The sequence below is a fragment of the Streptomyces sp. XM83C genome, assembly GCF_023072675.1.
In the GTDB taxonomy this organism is placed as follows: Bacteria; Actinomycetota; Actinomycetes; order Streptomycetales; family Streptomycetaceae; genus Streptomyces; species Streptomyces thermocoprophilus.
In genome coordinates, this window is sequence record NZ_JALLGL010000134.1 from 1 (window position 1) to 16398 (window position 16398).

Annotated in this window: 13 protein-coding genes and 2 pseudogenes; 5 read left to right on the forward strand and 10 right to left on the reverse strand. The window is 71.2% G+C overall.

The features are described from left to right. Nucleotides 1-386 precede the first annotated feature (386 nt). On the forward strand, nt 387-884 hold the full coding sequence (gene tamR, locus MTQ10_RS16700) for a MarR family transcriptional regulator TamR (RefSeq protein ID WP_247468746.1): 498 nt from the start codon (nt 387-389) through the stop codon (nt 882-884). Here the strand turns inward: tamR and MTQ10_RS16705 are convergent. Further along, nucleotides 843-1610: a LuxR C-terminal-related transcriptional regulator gene (locus MTQ10_RS16705; RefSeq protein WP_247468748.1), complete on the reverse strand. Its 768-nt coding sequence runs from the start codon at nt 1608-1610 to the stop codon at nt 843-845. The two genes, tamR and MTQ10_RS16705, sit on opposite strands and share 42 nt — an antisense overlap. 234 nt (nt 1611-1844) lie before the next feature. Between MTQ10_RS16705 and MTQ10_RS16710 the strand changes: the two genes are divergently transcribed. Continuing rightward, complete coding sequence (locus tag MTQ10_RS16710; RefSeq protein WP_247468750.1) at nt 1845-2291, forward strand: GNAT family N-acetyltransferase; 447 nt, start codon at nt 1845-1847, stop codon at nt 2289-2291. 268 nt (nt 2292-2559) lie between these two features. On the opposite strand, the gene galK is transcribed toward MTQ10_RS16710, so the two are convergent. From galK to galT, 3 genes are read right to left on the reverse strand one after another with little or no spacing between them, the layout of a single operon-like run. After that, on the reverse strand, nt 2560-3714 hold the full coding sequence (gene galK, locus MTQ10_RS16715) for a galactokinase (RefSeq protein WP_247468753.1): 1155 nt from the start codon (nt 3712-3714) through the stop codon (nt 2560-2562). Next, a complete protein-coding gene (galE, locus tag MTQ10_RS16720; RefSeq protein WP_247468755.1) occupies nt 3714-4682 on the reverse strand; it encodes a UDP-glucose 4-epimerase GalE in 969 nt (322 codons plus the stop codon). Before galE ends, galK begins: the two co-directional genes overlap by 1 nt. After that, entirely contained in the window at nt 4679-5740 is a 1062-nt protein-coding gene (gene galT / locus MTQ10_RS16725; RefSeq protein ID WP_247468758.1) for a galactose-1-phosphate uridylyltransferase, read from the reverse strand. Before galT ends, galE begins: the two co-directional genes overlap by 4 nt. 187 nt (nt 5741-5927) lie before the next feature. Between galT and MTQ10_RS16730 the strand changes: the two genes are divergently transcribed. Next, nucleotides 5928-7616 carry a sodium:solute symporter family protein gene (locus MTQ10_RS16730; protein WP_247468760.1) on the forward strand — a complete coding sequence of 563 codons (1689 nt, stop codon included), beginning with the start codon at nt 5928-5930 and terminating at the stop codon, nt 7614-7616. Nucleotides 7617-7636: 20 nt separating this feature from the next. After that, nucleotides 7637-7972: a hypothetical protein gene (locus MTQ10_RS16735; RefSeq protein ID WP_247468763.1), complete on the forward strand. Its 336-nt coding sequence runs from the start codon at nt 7637-7639 to the stop codon at nt 7970-7972. 156 nt (nt 7973-8128) lie between these two features. Here MTQ10_RS16735 and MTQ10_RS16740 read toward each other — a convergent pair whose 3' ends face one another. The 4 genes from MTQ10_RS16740 to MTQ10_RS16755 all read right to left on the reverse strand — a co-directional run bounded on the left by MTQ10_RS16740 (nt 8129) and on the right by MTQ10_RS16755 (nt 15079). Further along, nucleotides 8129-8872: a helix-turn-helix transcriptional regulator gene (locus MTQ10_RS16740; protein WP_247468764.1), complete on the reverse strand. Its 744-nt coding sequence runs from the start codon at nt 8870-8872 to the stop codon at nt 8129-8131. Between the two features lie 252 nt (nt 8873-9124). Continuing rightward, nucleotides 9125-11032, reverse strand: a complete 1908-nt coding sequence (locus MTQ10_RS16745; protein WP_247468773.1) for an outer membrane protein assembly factor BamB family protein — start codon at nt 11030-11032, stop codon at nt 9125-9127. Nucleotides 11033-11093: 61 nt separating this feature from the next. Further along, complete coding sequence (locus tag MTQ10_RS16750; RefSeq protein WP_247468775.1) at nt 11094-12857, reverse strand: outer membrane protein assembly factor BamB family protein; 1764 nt, start codon at nt 12855-12857, stop codon at nt 11094-11096. Nucleotides 12858-13258: 401 nt separating this feature from the next. Then, nucleotides 13259-15079 (reverse strand): ABC-F family ATP-binding cassette domain-containing protein, encoded by a 1821-nt coding sequence (locus tag MTQ10_RS16755; RefSeq protein WP_247468777.1) that lies wholly within the window; start codon nt 15077-15079, stop codon nt 13259-13261. Nucleotides 15080-15215: 136 nt separating this feature from the next. Between MTQ10_RS16755 and MTQ10_RS16760 the strand changes: the two are divergent. Then, nucleotides 15216-15359 (forward strand): annotated as a pseudogene (locus MTQ10_RS16760) (Uma2 family endonuclease); the annotation flags it as partial. Between the two features lie 30 nt (nt 15360-15389). On the opposite strand, the gene MTQ10_RS16765 reads toward MTQ10_RS16760, so the two are convergent. Continuing rightward, complete coding sequence (locus tag MTQ10_RS16765; RefSeq protein WP_247468779.1) at nt 15390-16283, reverse strand: 4-(cytidine 5'-diphospho)-2-C-methyl-D-erythritol kinase; 894 nt, start codon at nt 16281-16283, stop codon at nt 15390-15392. Continuing rightward, nucleotides 16280-16398: pseudogene (locus tag MTQ10_RS16770) on the reverse strand (16S rRNA (adenine(1518)-N(6)/adenine(1519)-N(6))-dimethyltransferase RsmA); the annotation flags it as partial. The pseudogene MTQ10_RS16770 and the gene MTQ10_RS16765, both read right to left, overlap by 4 nt.

A 16398-nucleotide genomic window follows, 5' to 3' on the forward strand; every position in this document is an offset into this window, starting at 1 on the left:
TCATCTTGATCAGGTTCACGAAGCCGGTGCCGATCGGCTTCAGCTCCACCGCGAAGTCGGGTGCGACCAGGCCCACGAGGATGCCGGCGGGGACGCGGGCGAGGAGGTCGGTGAAGGGGCGGGCGCGGTGGCCGGCGTGGCGCAGGTACTGGGCGGGGTCCCAGGCGGTGGCGGTCATGAGGGCCTCCTCGTACGGCTGCGGACGGGGTCGGGCGGTCGGGGCGGCGGTGGTCGCGGGGCGCCGTGCCTCGGACGGTGCGGCGGGCACCACGGGGCGCCGGGCATTGCCGTGGACGTCTGCGGGGCCGCTGCGGATTCCAGCCTGCCCCCACAGATATCTTGACGTCAAGAGACTTCACATCGACACAACCACTACACTGATCGTCATGGAGGACGAGGTCGATCGACTGGTCGCAGCGTGGCGCCGGGAGCGTCCGGACCTCGACGTGGAACCGCTCGAGGTGCTCAGCCGGGTGAGCAGGCTGGCCCGGCATCTGGACCGGGCGCGCCGGCTGGCGTTCGCCGAGCACAGTCTGGAGCCGTGGGAGTTCGATGTGCTCACGGCGCTTCGGCGCGCCGGTGCGCCGTATCAGCTCTCGCCGGGGCAGTTGCTGACGCAGACGCTGGTCACGTCGGGCACGATGACCAACCGTATCGACCGGCTGGCGCAGAAGGGCCTGGTGGAGCGGCTGCCGGACCCCAGTGACCGGCGTGGGGTGCTGGTGCGGCTGACCGAGGAGGGCCGGGACCGTGCCGATCAGGCGCTGGCGGGGCTGCTCGCCCAGGAGCGGGCGATCCTCGGGGAGCTGTCGCACGCCCAGCGCGGTGAACTGGCGGCGCTGCTACGCCAGCTGACCGCCCCGTTCGACAACATTCCCGGCTAGGTCCACGGGTCCGACGCCGGCGCGGCGGGCGAGGGCGACGGCGGCGAGGGTGGAGTGCACGCCGAGTTTGCCGAGGACGTTCTGCATGTGGGTGCGGACGGTGTGCGGGGAGAGGTAGAGGCGTTCGGCCACGGCTTTGCGGCCGAGGCCGGCGACCATGCAGCGCAGCACCTCGCGTTCGCGCGGGGTGAGGGATTCGACGAGGCGTTCGCTCTCGGTGCGGTGTTTGCGGGCGGCGGTCAACTCCCGCAGGACGCCGGTGAGCAGGGCGGGCGGCAGATGGGTCTCGTCGCGCAGGACGCCGCGGATGACGGTGAGCAGCCTCGACAGCGAGCAGTCCTTGGCGACCCAGCCGCTCGCGCCGGCCTGCAGGGCGAGGGCGGCGCGGTGCGGGTCGTCCTTCTCGGCGAGGACGACGGTGCGGACGGCGGGCTGTGCGGCGCGGACGCCCGCGACGAGGGAGATGCCGTCGACGAGGCCGTCGGCGTTGGTGTCCTGCACGGGTACGGCGGTGCGCCCGCCGGGCATGTTGCCGCCGAGGTCGGCGTCGACGAGGGCGACGTCGAAGCGGCGGCCCTCGGCCGCGGCGCGTTCCAGGCAGCGCAGCGCGGCCGGGCCGCTGCCGGCGGCGGCGACGTCGACGTCGGGCTCGGCGGCCAGTGCGGCGGCGAGCGACTCGGCGAAGATGCGATGGTCGTCGACGACCAGGACTCGGATACGAACCATTGATGACCCCCCACTGGTCCGGAGATTGACGCACCGACCGGCGTGGGTACGACGCCCGGGGAGCCCCCGCCCGGACGGCCGCCGCCGTACCGGAACTGCTACCCCCGCTTCGGGCGCCGTACCCGACTGTCTCGCCCCCTGAACAGCACCGGCCCCCACCGGTGCTGTTCACAGGGTAGGGCTGCTCGCGTCGAGCGGAAGGGCATTTGCGGAACTGTCCGGCCGGACGCGTTTATGGTGTGCCGCATGATTCGTATCGAGGCGGAAGTGGACAACAACCGGCGCGAATTGCTCTACAAGCGCCTCCGGGACACGAACACGGCGGCCTCTCCGATCCTGCGCGCCCTGCGCCCGGAGCGGGAACAGCCGCTGCACCTGTGGGCGACGGACGACGACGGCACCCTCGTCGGCGGACTGGTCGGACGCACCTGGGCGACGTGGATGCACGTGGCGTACCTGTGGGTGGAGGAGAGCCACCGCGGCGCGGGCCTGGGCTCCCGCCTGCTGGCCGAGGCCGAACACCTGGCCCGCACCGAACGCGCCTGCCGCCGGGTACGGCTGGAGACCTGGGACTTCCAGGCCCCGGACTTCTACCGCAAACAGGGCTACGAGGTGGTGTGCACGATCCCCGACTATCCGCCGGGCATCACGGAGTACACGCTGGTGAAGCGGCTGGACTGACCGCTCGGTCGTCATCGGGGTCGAGTCCCCTGTCCTTGGCGCCGTACAGGGGCCAGACCGGTGGTCTCGATCGTGAGCGTGCCGAGATCGCCGGCGGCGGTCACCGGTTTTCCGTACGGCTGGTGCAGCCGGTTCTCGTACGCCGGTCCGCCCTCGCAACGGCCGATGCCCCACCGGTGCCGCAGCGGCGGCCGGGACCAGGGCCCTGCGGGCCGGCGGAAGCGGGGGCGGCCTGTGAGGGGACGCCGCCCCCGGCTGTGCGGGGCGGTCAGAGCAGCCGGCGGGCGCCCTCCGCCGGGACCGCTTCGAAGACGCGGGGCGGGGTGAAGCCCGCGTCGGTGAATGCGTGTTCGACTGCCTTGGTGACAGAGGCGGCGTCGGGTTCCTCGACAAGGACGATCGCGGAGCCTCCGAAGCCGCCGCCGGTCATGCGGGCGCCGAGGGCGCCTGCGGTGAGGGACGTGTCGACGACCAGGTCGAGTTCGGGGCAGGAGATGCGGAAGTCGTCGCGCAGGGAGGCGTGGCCCTCGGTGAGGACCGGGCCGATGGCGCGGGTGTCGCCGGAGGTCAGCAGGGCGACGACGCGTTCGACGCGGTGGTTCTCGGTGACGATGTGGCGGACGAGGCGGCGGACCTCCTCCTCGTCGCCGAGCCGGGCGAGAGCGTCGTCGAGGCCGTCGTGAGGAACGTCGCGCAGGGCGTCGACGCCGAGGAGGGCGGCGCCCTTCTCGCAGCCGGCGCGGCGTTTGCCGTACTCGCCCTCGCTGTGGGAGTGCTTGACGCGGGTGTCGACGACGAGGAGGCGGAGGCCTTCGGCGGCGAGGTCGAAAGGGATCTGCCGCTGGGAGAGGTCGCGGGTGTCGAGGAACAGGGCGTGCCCGGCCCGGCAGCAGGCGGAGGCGGTCTGGTCCATGATGCCGACGGGGGCGCCGACGTAGACGTTCTCGGCGCGCTGGCTGAGGCGGGCGAGCTGCCAGCCCTTCAGGCCGAGGTCGTACAGGTCGTTCAGGGCGAGCGCGACGACGATCTCCAGCGCGGCCGAGGAGGACAGGCCGGCGCCGGCGGGGACGGTGGAGGCGAGGTGGATGTCGGCTCCGGTGACGGGGTGGCCGGCCTCGCGCAGTGCCCACACGACGCCCGCCGGGTAGGCGGTCCATGTCCTGTCGGAGTCGGGGGTGAGGTCGTCGAGGCGGAGTTCGGTGACGCCGGCGTCGATGTCCGCGGAGTGCAGGCGCAGGATGCCGCCGTCGCGGCGGGCGACGGCGGCGACGGCGGTGTGCGGCAGCGCGAACGGCATGACGAAGCCGTCGTTGTAGTCGGTGTGCTCGCCGATGAGGTTGACGCGGCCGGGTGCCGCCCACACCCCGTCGGGGTCTCGTCCGTACAGGGCGGTGAAGTCGTCCCGTACCTGCTGTGCCGCCACTACTGCTCCCTTGCGATCTTCTGAGTGAACTCCCAGGCGTCCGCGACGATCCCGGCGAGGTCGGCGCGGGTCGGGTTCCAGCCGAGCTTCTCGCGGGCCTTTGCGGCGGAGGCCACCAGGACCGCGGGGTCCCCGCCGCGGCGCGGGGCGACGACCTCGGGGATGGGGTGACCGGTGACCTGCCGGACGGTCTCGATGACCTCGCGGACGGAGAAGCCGTTGCCGTTGCCGAGGTTGCAGATCAGGTGCTCGCCCGGGGTCGCGGCGCCGAGGGCGAGGAGGTGGGCCTCGGCGAGGTCGGCGACGTGGATGTAGTCGCGGACGCAGGTGCCGTCGGGGGTGGGGTAGTCGTCGCCGAAGACGGAGACGGCCTCGCGGCGGCCCTGGGCGACCTGGAGGACGAGGGGGATGAGGTGGGACTCGGGGTCGTGGCGCTCGCCGAAGTCGCCGTGGGCGCCGGCGACGTTGAAGTAGCGCAGGGAGACCGCGCCGAGGCCGTGGGCGGCGGCCTCGCCGGTGATCATGTGGTCGACGGCGAGCTTGGTCGCGCCGTAGGGGGAGGTGGGCGCGGTCGGGTCGGTCTCGGTGACGGGGGTGCGGACGGGTTCGCCGTAGGTGGCGGCGGTGGAGGAGAAGACGAGCTTGCGCACGCCGGCCTCGCGCATCGCGGCGAGCAGGGCCATGGTGCCGCCGACGTTGTTGTCCCAGTACTTCTCGGGCCTGGCGACTGACTCGCCGACCTGGGAGTACGCGGCGAAGTGGAGGACGGCGTCGAACGAGGGGTCGAGCCATTGCGCGGCGTCGCGGATGTCGCCCTCGATGAACGTGGCGCCCGAGGGGACGCCCTCGCGGAAACCGGTCGACAGGTTGTCGAGGACGACGACGTCATGGCCGGCCTCCAGCAGATGCTGGGCCACCACGCCGCCGACGTATCCCGCCCCGCCGGTGACCAGGTACCTACCGCTCATGAACTCGCAACCTCTCGAAGTCGCCGGGCCGCGCCCTCCGGGGGCACGTCGTTGATGAACACGCTCATGCCGGACTCGGAGCCCGCGAGGTACTTCAGCTTGCCGGACGTGCGGCGGATCGTGAAAAGTTCCAGGTGGAGCGCGAAGTCGTCGCGGGTGACCCCGTCGAAGTCCTCAAGCGCGCCGAAGGGTGCCTGGTGCCAGGCCGCGATGTACGGCGTGGGCGGCTCCCCCTCTCCGAAGATCCGGTCGAACCGTTTCAAGAGTTCCAGATAGACCTGGGGGAACTCTGTGCGGGCGGCCTCGTCGAGGCCGAGCAGGTCGGGCACGCGGCGCTTGGGGTAGAGGTGCACCTCGTACGGCCAGTGCGCGGCGTACGGCACGAAGGCCGCCCAGTGTTCACCCTCCAGGACGACACGTTCCCCGGCGAGTTCCCGCGCGAGGACGGCGTCGAAGAGGTTCTCCCCGCCGGTGGCCTCCTTGTGTGCGGCCAGTTGGCGCAGCATCAGCGAGGTGCGGGGGGTGGTGAAGGGGTATGCGTAGATCTGCCCGTGGGGGTGCTGGAGGGTCACGCCGATCTCCGCGCCCCGGTTCTCGAAACAGAACACCTGCTCGACGGAGGGCAGATGCGACAGCTCCGATGTCCGGTCGGTCCAGGCGTCCAGGACCAGGCGGGCCTGTTCCTCGCTCAGGCCGGCGAAGGACGCGGTGTGGTCGGAGGTGAAGCAGACGACCTCGCAGCGGCCGGAGTCGCCGGCGAGGGAGGGGAAGCGGTTCTCGAAGACGACGACGTCGTAGGAGGAGTCGGGGATCTCGCTGAGCCGGTCGCCTTCGGAGGGGCACAGGGGGCATTCGTCGGCGGGCGGGTGGTAGGTGCGGCCCTGCCGGTGGGAGGCGACGGCGACCGCGTCGCCGAGGAGGACGTCGTGGCGTACCTCGGAGGTGGTGACCGTGCGGTCCAGGGGCCGGCGGTCGACGGCGTCGCGGACGTGGTCGTCGCGCAGGTCGTAGTAGATGAGCTCGCGGCCGTCCGCCAGCCGGGTAGAGGTCTTCTTCACGCCGGACTCCTCGATGCCCGCACCCAATCACTCAACACAATCGAACATAACACACCACAACTCATCACCCCCGGGAAGGGGGCTGTGCATCACAATCCAACAAAGAACCCCAACAGAAGTGTTCAAAAAATAAACGCGGAGGCGTAGGTTCCGCTCCAGATCAGTTTGCGAACGAAGCGAGTGCGCAATGCAGACCCCCACAGACCCCGCATATCTGGCGGCGGAGCTACGGCTCCCCACGAACTGGCTGGACTACACGATCCTGGCGATCTACTTCGTCGTGGTCCTCGGCATCGGCTTCGCCGCCCGGCGCTCGGTGAAGACGAGCCTCGACTTCTTCCTGTCCGGGCGCTCCCTGCCCGCATGGGTCACCGGCCTGGCGTTCATCGCCGCCAACCTCGGCGCCACCGAGATCCTCGGCATGGCCGCCAACAGCGCCCAGTACGGCGTGTACACCACGCACTGGTACTGGATCGGCGCCATCCCCGCCATGGTCTTCCTCGGCCTGGTGATGATGCCGTTCTACTACGGCTCCAAGGTGCGGTCGGTGCCGGAGTTCCTGCTCCTGCGGTTCGACAGGGCCGCCCACTTGCTGAGTTCGATCCTGTTCGCCTGTGCGGCGATCCTGATCGCGGGTGTCAACCTGTACGCCCTCGCGATCGTCGTCGAGGCCCTGCTCGGCTGGCCGCAGTGGGTGGCGATCGTCGTCGCCGGCTTCTTCGTCCTCGCGTACATCACCCTGGGCGGTCTGTCCTCGGCGATCTACAACGAGGTGCTTCAGTTCTTCGTCATCCTCGCCGCGCTCATCCCCATCACCGTCCTCGGCCTGAAGAAGGTCGGCGGCTGGGACGGCCTGAGCGACTCCCTCAGCGCCTCCCACGGCGACAACTTCATGACCGCCTGGGGCGGCACCGGCATCGGCAGCGACAACCCGCTCGGCGCCAACTGGCTCACCATCGTCCTCGGCCTCGGCTTCGTGCTGTCCTTCGGCTACTGGACCACCAACTTCGCCGAGGTGCAGCGCGCCCTGTCCGCGAAGAACCTCTCCGCCGCCCAGCGGACCCCGCTGATCGCCGCCTTCCCCAAGATCTTCATCGTCTTCCTGGTGATGATCCCCGGCCTGGTCGCCGCCGTCCTCGTGCCGAAGATCGGCACCTCCGGCTCGGACCTTCAGTACAACGACGCCATCCCCTATCTGATGGAACAGCTGCTGCCCAACGGCGTCCTCGGCATCGCCGTCACCGGCCTGCTCGCCGCGTTCATGGCGGGCATGGCGGCCAACGTGTCCTCCTTCAACACCGTCTTCACCACCGACATCTGGGCGAAGTACGTCAAGACGGGCCGCGAGGACGCCTACTACGTCCGCTTCGGCCGCCTCATCACCGCCATCGGTGTGCTCGCCTCGATCGGCACCGCGTTCCTCGCGTCGTCGTTCTCGAACATCATGGCCTACCTGCAGACGCTGTTCTCCTTCTTCAACGTCCCGATGTTCGTGGTCTTCATCATCGGCATGTTCTGGAAGCGGGCCTCCGTCAAGTCCGGCTTCTGGGGCCTGATCGCGGGCACCACCGTCGCGATGCTGAACTACTTCTGGATCTACAAGCAGGGCGTGATCGACATCCCCTCCGACCAGGGCGCCAACTTCGTCTCCGCGATCGCGGGCTTCGTCGCCGGCGCGGTCGTCATGGTGGCCGTGTCCCTGTTCACCGCGCCCAAGCCCACCGCCGAACTACAGGGCCTGGTCTACGGCACCCGCTCCCCCGGCATGTCCGAGCCGCCCGCCGAGGGCGACGACGCCTGGTACCGCAAGCCGGCCCTGCTGGGCTGGGGCGCGGTGATCCTGGCCGCCGCCTGCTACATCCCGTTCTCGTTCTGACGCGGGAGGATGGAAACACCATGAGCGCACAGCACCCCGAACGCCACGGCTGGTCCGAAGAGGAAGTCGCCCGGGAAGTCGCCGAGCTGGAGACCAAGTCGGCCACGGCCGCGCGTCTCTTCGACATCCGGCGCATCATCGGTGGACTCTTCGTGGTCTACGGCGTCATCGTCACCATCACCGGTCTGACCGACTCCGACGCGGCGATCGACAAGGCCGAGGGCATCAACATCAACCTGTGGACCGGGCTCGGCATGCTGCTGCTCGGCCTGTTCTTCCTGGCCTGGCTCAAGCTGCGCCCGACCGCCCCGCCGCCGCCGGACATCACCGCCGAGGAGGAACCCGCGCAGCACTGACCCCGGGGCAGCACAGCACCCACCCGGCGCCCGAGCACCACGGCCGGCCGCCCGCACCGACGCGGGAGGCCGGCCGTCCCGCTTCTACGGCGCCGCCCGGCCGACGTCCCGCACCGGACCGCCGCCCGGCACACCGCCGCCCGACGCCGCACCGCTTCACGCACCGCGGCCCGGCACTGTGGCGCCGGCCGTCGCGGTGCCCGACGCCGAGCCTCCCGGCGCCGCACCGTCACGCACCGTCCCGGCCCGCTCCAGCAGACCCGTCCGCGCGGCCAGCGCCGCCGCCTCCAGCCGGGACCCCACCCCCAGCTTCATCAGCACCCGCTGCACATGCGTACGCGCCGTCGACGGCGCGATGCCCATGCCCGCCGCGATCACCCGGGTGTCCTCCCCGTCCGCGACCCGCACCAGCACCTCCACCTCGCGCGGCGTCAGCATCTCCAGCAGCCGCTGCCCCTCGTCGTCCGGCTGCGCAGCCGGGTTCAGCAGCTCCGCGAACGCCCCTTGCAGCAGAGCCGGCGCCACCGCCGCCTCCCCCGCCCGCGCCTTCATGATCGCCCGCTCCACGCCCTCGATGCGCTCGTCGTGCCGCACATAGCCGCACGCCCCCGCCGCGAACGCCGCCGCGATCCCCCGCGGGCTGGGCACCGGCCCCAGCACCACCACGGCCACCTGCGGACGCTCCCGTCTGATCCGCGCCACCGGGTCGAAGATCCCCGGCTCGGCCGGTGTCGACGTACCCAGCAGACACACCTCCGGCGTACGCGCGATCACCAGCTCCGCCGCGCCCGCCGCGGGCGCCGCCGCCGCGAGCACCCGGTGCCCCCGCAGCTTCAACGCCGAGGCCAGCGCCTCGGCCAGCAGTCGGTGGTCGTCGACCACCATCAGCCGCACTCCCAAGAGAACCCCCCAGTCCCCCCATTCGGACGCCCACTGTCGATGTCCGCGGGCCCAGGCGGAGAGCCCCCCGGCGCCTCCGCCCTTCATGCCCCCGGAAGCTACACGCTAGTTCGACATCGCGCTCCCCCTACGGGGCGAAACCGCCCCGGATCGCCGATATTCCTCTCATTCGAGGGTGATGCACGATACGTGAAAGGCCCCGCTCCTGAACAGGGCGTTCAGAAGCGGGGCCGGCGCCTGCGCGAGCGACCGCTACCTGGTGGTGAAACCGATCGCCGTGTACACCTTCCGGTCCGCCGAGTACGGCTTGCTGATCAGGTCCTGGCCGAGGAACAGCCGCCCGTTGCCGTACAGCACCTCCGCCGTCGAAGGCACCATCGAGCTGATCACGTCCTTCACCGACTTGTCCGCCGGGGCCTCCAGCAGCACGGTCTCCTTGCCGGAGGCGTCCGCGGTGACGACCTGGTCGCCCTTGTCGTACGGGCCCTCCTTGTACGCGAGGACGTTCCCTCCGTCCATGCGCAGCGGGAAGATCGTGTAGCCGTCGCCGGCGTCGATCCGGATACCGGCGGACTTGCCGGTGGTCAGGTCGAACGCGACGATCTCGTTGGTGCGGCTGAAGTCGCCCGAGCCGTCGTGCTCCTTCGTCGGGACGTACAGCTTGCCGTTGCCGACGACGACGCGCTTGCAGCCGTCGTACTTGCTGACCTCGCACCGGTGGTCGTACTTGCCGTCCTCCAGGCCGATCTTGTAGAGCAGCTTGCCCGAGTCGTCCAGGGAGAAGACGTCCGTGGCGCCGGAGGCGGTGATCTCGGCGGAGTCCACACCGATCACCACCGGCTTGGTGGAGATCACCTTGGCGTTGTCGATGCCGGCGGGCAGCCGGTACGTCCACTTCACCGCGCCCGTCTTCGGGTTGAGCAGCTGGATCTCGAACCGCTCGTCGTCGTAGCCGCCGCAGCGGCGCACCGCGACGAGCTGCTCGCCGCCCGCGTACCCGGCGTCCTCGCAGTCGCCGATCTTGGGCTGCCACAGCACCTTGCCGGTGTTCAGCTCGAAGGCCGCGCCGCCGTTGTAGCCGCCGCCGACGGCGACGGTGGTGCCGGAGATGCTGACCTCGCCGAAGCCGACCTTCTTGCCGCTGGCGGTGACGTTCTTCGTCCACAGCGTCTTGCCGGTGTCCACATTGAACGCCGTGATCTCCGTGCAGTCCTCGTGCCGGCCGTCGGCGCCGCGCTTGCGCTCCTCGGCGAGGACCACCGCGATGCCGCCGGCGCCGACCTGGTCGGAGCCCGCGCAGGTCTGGCCGGTCAGCGGCAGCGTCCACTTCTTGGCGCCCGTGTCCGGGTCGTAGCCGCTGATCTCGTTCACGCCGGCCTTGGCGTACACCGAGTCGGTCAGCCAGGAGCCCTCGACGCTGTCGACCTGCTTGTCCTTGACGGCGGGCGCCGGGACCTGGAAGGCGACCTTGGCGGACGTGTTCGACGGGACCTTCTCCGCGCCCTTGGCGGCCGTGCCGCCCGTGCCGCCGGAGCCGCCCTTGTCACCGCCGCCGGTGGTGCCGCCGCTGGACGCGGTGTCCTGCTTGTCGTCGTCGGAGGAGCCGGCGTACCAGATGCCGCCGCCGATGATCAGCGCGATCGCCACGACGGCCGCGACGATGATCGCGACCTGGGCGTTGAACTTCTTGCCGCCGCCTGCCGGCTGCTGCGGCATCGGCACGGTCGGCTGCGGATAGCCGTAGGCGGGCGGCTGCCCCGGGTAGCCGTACCCCGGCTGTCCGGGCTGGCCGTACGCGGGCTGGCCCGGCTGTCCGGGCTGGCCGTACGGCGCCGGCGGCTGGCCCGGGTAGCCGTACCCCGGCTGCGGTGCGGTGGGCGGGCCCTGCGGCGGGGGCGGCGTCTGCGGCGCGCCCTGCGGGTAGCCGTAGGCGGGCTGGGGCGGCTGCGGTGCCGGGGCGGCCGGGGACTGCGGGGTCTGCGGTGCCGGCGCCTGCGGGTAGCCGTAGCCCGGCTGAGGGGCCGGCGGCTGCGGGGCCGGGGCCTTGGTCAGGTCCGGCTGCTGCGGCGGCTGGGCCGGCGGCGCGTCGCTCGGCTCGGGCGGCGGGCCGAAGCCCCCCTGCTGCGGGGGCTGGTTCGGCGGGGGCGGCGGCTGGGTCATCGGTCGGGTACCTCGGGGACTGAGCGGTGGTGAACAGGGACGGACTGCCGGGCGGCGCGGCTCACTTGCCGAACGCGAGCATCAGCTTCTCCTTCGCCTCGTCGTTGCCGCTCAGGCGGGTGCTGGAGATGTAGAAACGCCCGCCGGCCCAGTCGGCCGTCCAGTTGAAGAAACCGTGCTCGATCTTCGCGGTGCTCTCCGGGTTCTGCAGCAGCTTGGTGGGCGTGTGGCTGGTGCCCGTCGTCGGGATGGCGACGACCTGGCCGCCCGCGTTGTACGAGGCCTCGACGTAGGCGATGAGCTTGCCGCCCTCCACACGGATCGGGTACATCGACGCGTTCCCGGTGGACTTCACGCGCCACTTCTCCTTGCCGGTGGCGAGGTTGACGGCGACGATCTCGTTCGGCCCGCTCAGGGCCTTGGTCGGCAGGTAGAGGGTGTCGGCGTCGGCGGCCGTGCCGAAGCAGCCCCGAAGGTCCCGCTCGAAGATGGCCCAGTTGCAGTTGGGCGCGAAGTTCTCGTTGAAGACGACCTGCGAGCGGAAGGTGCCGTCCGGCTTCACGGCGGCGATGTTCCACTGCTTCTTGTCGGAGTTCTCGCTGTAGACGACCAGCGGGTCGATGGAGTAGACCCGCTTGACCTCCCAGCCCTTCTCCAGCTTCTGCGTCCACAGCACCCGGCCCGTCTTCGGGTCGAGACCCTGCATCTCCTCGTGCTCGGTGGGCCGCGTGGCGTCGCAGGAGGCAATCTGGATCAGCCGGTTCGGGGCGCCCGCGAAGGCGTCCGGAAAGCAGGCGCTGCCGTACTTCTTCTTGTCGTACAGCTTCTTGCCGGTGCGCACGTCGTACGCCGTGCCGGACTGCGAGCGGCCCACCATCAGCGTGTCGCCGGCGATGGTCAGCTCGATGTCGCGGATGGTGTCGAACAGGCCGCCCTCCTCGACCTCGGCGGTCCAGCCCTTCTGGCCGGTGGCGAGGTCGATCTGCTGGAGTCGGCTGCACTTGGCGCGGTCGGTGGCGCCGTCCATGTACGCCACGACGACCTTGTCGTCGGCGGTGCGGTCACGGGTGATCGAGCAGATCTTCTGCGGGAAGGTGATGGGCTCCCAGGTGGGCCTGCCGTCGCCCACGTTGTAGGCGACGACCTGCTTGTACGCCGCCTTCGCGACCGTCTTGTCGGTGACCCACATGCCGGGCGCGTCCGCGCCGGAACGGGGCACGTCGGGCGCCGTCTTGTACCACAGCACCTTGGACTCACCGGGCTTGCGGCCGGCGTTGAGGTCGTCCGGGTCGTCGCCGCCTTCGCCCTCGCCGGTGCCCGGGTCGACCGGGGCCTCGGAGGAGCCCTTGGGGTCGTCGCTGGGCTGGGCGACCGGCTTCTTCGGCTTGTCGTCGTCGCCGCCGGAGGTGACGGCGAAGACGGTGCCGCCGATGACGAGCAGCGCGGCCACGACCGCGCCGACGACCAGGGCGGGCTTGCCCTTGAAGGGGTTGCGGGAGCCGGAGCCGCCCGCCGGTGCGCCGGGCGCGCCGGGCGCGCCGGGGAACTGCGGCTGCTGCGGGTAGCCGTAGGCGGGCTGTCCGTAGGGGCCGGGCTGGCCGTACGGGCCGGGCTGCTGGCCGGGCGCGGCGTACGGCCCGGAGGCGGGGGGCGGTGTGCCGTAGGGGCCGGGCTGCTGCGGATAGCCGTACCCGGGCTGGGGGGCGCCGAAGCCGCCGGACGGCGGCTGGGCCGGGGCCTGCGGCGGCTGGTCCTGCGGTGCGCCGAACGCGCCCTGCGGCGGCTGGTTGGGCGGCTGCGGCGGCTGGTTGGGCGGCTGAGTCATCAGCGTCTCCCCCTCGTTCACTGATTTTTAGCCACGCCCTGAGGTACGCGATTCAGACCGCGGTGGACCCAGAGTCGTTCGTCAGACAGTTCTCAGGACAGTTCTCAGCGGCCCTTTCTATCACCCGCCGCCGACAGCACACGGGGCCGCGTCCGCCCCTGTTCCCAAGGGAGAACCGGCCCGTGATGCCTCTGTTACGCGCCTTCACGCCGTCTTCACGGCACGTCCGGCGGTCCTTCGCGCGGCGTTCGCACCGTATGCGCGGTGCGTCCGCGCCGTACGGACAGGACATTTCACGCCGTGCGTGCGGGACAGTTCGCGCCGTACGTGCGGCGCGATTCGCGCCATTCGTGCGTGACGGTTCGCGTCGTACAGGCGTGACGGTTCGTGCCGATTGCGGCTTATGCGTCCTCGGCCAGTTCCAGCCAGCGCGTCTCCAGTTCCTCGCGCTGTCCGGCGAGTTCGCGCAGCTCGGCGTCGAGTCCGGCGACTTTCTCGAAGTCGGTGGCGTTCTCGGCGATCAGGGCGTGCAGCCGGGCCTCCCGCTCCGCGATCTTGTCAAGCTGGCGTTCGATCTTCTGGAGTTCCTTCTTGGCGGCGCGCTGGTCGGCGGCGCTGCGACCGCCCGACGTGCTCTCGGCGGGCTTCTGCGCGGCGGAGGCCGAGGAGGCCGCTGCCGCCGCCTCCTCCATGCGCTTGCGCCGCTCCAGGTACTCGTCGACACCGCGCGGCAGCATCCGTAGGGTGCCGTCGCCGAGCAGCGCGAACACCCGGTCGGTGGTGCGCTCGACGAAGAACCGGTCGTGCGAGATGACGATCATCGAGCCGGGCCAGCCGTCGAGGAGGTCCTCCAGCTGGGTCAGGGTCTCGATGTCGAGGTCGTTGGTGGGCTCGTCGAGGAAGAGGACGTTCGGCTCGGCCATCAGCAGCCGCAGCAGTTGCAGCCGGCGCCGCTCACCGCCGGAGAGGTCGCCGACGGGCGTCCACTGCTTCTCCTTGTTGAAGCCGAACGTCTCGCACAGCTGACCGGCGGTCATCTCGCGGCCCTTGCCGAGGTCGACGCGCTCCCGCACCCGCTGCACGGCCTCCAGCACCCGCCAGTTCGGGTCGAGTTCGGCGACCTCCTGGGAGAGGTAGGCCAGTTTGACCGTCTTGCCGACGACGACCCGGCCACCGGCCGGCTGGGCCTCGCCCTCGGTGCGGGCGGCCTCGGCCATCGCCCGCAGCAGCGAGGTCTTGCCGGCGCCGTTGACACCGACGAGGCCGATGCGGTCGCCCGGCCCGAGCTGCCAGGTCACATGCTTCAGCAGCACCTTCGGCCCGGCCTGGACGGTCACGTCCTCCAGGTCGAACACCGTCTTGCCCAGCCGCGAGGAGGCGAACTTCATCAGCTCGCTGCTGTCGCGGGGCGGCGGCACGTCCTTGATCAGCTCGTTGGCGGCCTCCACCCGGAACCGAGGCTTCGACGTCCGCGCGGGCGCGCCGCGCCGCAGCCACGCCAGTTCCTTGCGGACCAGGTTCTGCCGCTTGGCCTCCTCGGTCTGCGCGATCCGCTCCCGCTCGGCGCGTGCGAAGACGTAGTCGGAGTAGCCGCCCTCGTACTCGTGGACGGCGCCGCGCTGCACGTCCCACATGCGGGTGCACACCTGGTCCAGGAACCAGCGGTCGTGGGTGACGCAGACGAGGGCCGAGCGGCGGTTCCGCAGATGCCGGGCCAGCCAGGCGATGCCCTCCACGTCGAGGTGGTTGGTCGGCTCGTCGAGGACGATGAGGTCCTGCTCCTCGATGAGCAGCTTCGCCAGCGCGATACGGCGCCGCTCACCGCCGGAGAGCGGGCCGATGACGGTGTCCAGGCCCTTGGGGAAGCCGGGCAGGTCCAGCCCGCCGAACAGCCCGGTCAGCACATCGCGGATCTTGGCGTTGCCGGCCCACTCGTGGTCGGCCATGTCGCGGATGACCTCGTGCCGGACGGTGGCCTCGGGGTCGAGGGAGTCATGCTGGGTGAGCACGCCCATGCGCAGCCCGCCCGAGTGCGTCACCCGCCCGGCGTCGGCCTCCTCCAGCTTGGCGAGCATCCGGATCAGCGTGGTCTTGCCGTCGCCGTTGCGGCCGACGACACCGATGCGGTCCCCCTCGGACACGCCGAGCGACACGCCGTCCAGGAGAGTACGGGTGCCGTACACCTTGCTGACGTTCTCGACATTGACCAGATTGACGGCCATCTCACTCCTGCCCAGGGGGATCGATCAGCCTTCAAGGGTAGGGCCTGCTCGGTGAGTGGCGGTGTGCGCGGGGTACGTCACTCTTTGTGGTGGCGCCGCAGGAAGCGGCGGCTGCCTTGGAGTCCGAGGCAGCACCATCCCGTCCGTCAGAGGAACGAAGACCGCCGAGCCCGGAAAGCACCGCGCCGTCCAGGGGCCGGTGCCACCGCGGGACGGCTGCACCGTGGACGACCTGTTCACGCTGTCTGATCTCCCGCCGCACACCGAGCTGATCGACGGGCGCCGCGCACGAACTCTGAGCCGGCAGGGCTCAGACCACCGTCGCCCCCGCTGCCGGGGCCGGGGCGGTGCGTACCGTGCGGCAGGTGCCGGACGTGCGCAGTGTCTCGGCGACCTCGGCGGCGGACGACTCGTCCCGCGCCAGGAACGCCGTCGTCGGCCCGGACCCGGAGACCAGCGCCGTCAGCGCGCCCGCGGCGCGGCCCGCCGCGAGGGTCTCGGCCAGCTCCGGGAAGAGGGACAGCGCGGCAGGCTGGAGGTCGTTGGTGACGGCCGCGGCGAGCGCGTCCGGGTCACCCTTGGCGAGGGCGCGCAGCACGTCGTCGGAGGCGGTCGGCTCGGGGATGTCCCGGCCCTCGGCGAGCCGGTCGAACTCGCGGAACACCGCCGGCGTGGACAGACCCCGCCCGGCCATCGCGAACACCCAGTGGAAGGCGCCCCCGACCTCCAGCGGCGTCAGCCTCTCCCCGCGCCCGGTGCCCAGCGCGGCCCCGCCGACCAGGCTGAACGGCACGTCGCTGCCCAGCTCGGCGCAGATCTCCAGCAGCTCCTCGCGGGAGGCGCCGATGCCCCACAGCGCGTCGCAGGCCACGAGTGCCGCGGCGCCGTCCGCGCTGCCGCCCGCCATGCCGCCGGCGACGGGGATGTCCTTGGCGATGTGCAGATGGACGGCGGGCTCACGGCCGTACCGCTCGGCGAGGGCGAGGGCCGCGCGGGCGGCGAGGTTGGTGCGGTCCAGCGGCACCTGGCCGGCGTCGGGGCCCTCGCAGGTGATCCGCAGCTCCTCGGCCGGGGTGGCGGTGACCTCGTCGTACAGGCCGACCGCGAGGAACACGTTGGCGAGGTCGTGGTAGCCGTCGGGGCGGGCGGCGCCCACGGCGAGCTGCACATTGACCTTGGCGGGGACGCGGACGGTGACGCTCACGGGGCCGTGGGCTCCTTGTGCTCTGCGATACGGGCGAACTCCTCGACGGTCAGCGCCTCACCGCGCGCCTGCGGGGACACCCCGGCGGCGACGAGCGCGGACTCGGCCGCGGCGG